Source organism: Pseudomonas sp. SWRI68, from assembly GCF_014269165.1.
Classification (GTDB): domain Bacteria; phylum Pseudomonadota; class Gammaproteobacteria; order Pseudomonadales; family Pseudomonadaceae; genus Aquipseudomonas; species Aquipseudomonas capeferrum.
On sequence record NZ_JABWRU010000066.1, the window covers coordinates 1 to 424 of the forward strand.

1 protein-coding gene is annotated in these 424 nt (G+C 59.9%); it reads right to left on the minus strand.

Annotation, left to right across the window (positions count from 1 at the left end; all coding sequences use genetic code 11):
* A partial coding sequence (locus HU770_RS26810) for an immunoglobulin-like domain-containing protein (protein WP_202884155.1) occupies nt 1-424 on the minus strand: 424 nt, incomplete at both ends.

Below are 424 nucleotides of genomic sequence, written 5' to 3' on the forward strand. Positions count from 1 at the left end.
TTTGTTGGTCAGGGTGACGGTGTAAGTGATCGCACCACCTTCGGTGACCGAAGGAGTAGCGGTCAGCTTGGCCACCACGTCGTCGGTGGTGTCGGTGACTTTGACCGACGCGGCGTCGCCCAGCTGCAGGTTCTCGAAAGCACGACCGTCGACATCGACGGCGGACTTGATGCCCAGGCTGATTTCACCGGCGTCCTTATAGACGTCGTCGCCTTGCGCAGCATGGCTGTACGGCGCGCTGGTTTCTCCAGCCTTGATGGTCACAACTTCGTTGTTGCTCAAGGTCACGACAAGGTCGTGGTCCAGAGCAGTATTGATGTGGACGGTGAAGGTCGGCTTCACGTTCTCTGCGACCGAGACCTGATCGGCGGTGATGGTGACCTTGACCAGGTCGCCTTCGTTGCCCGGAGTACCTGGCTCGTCG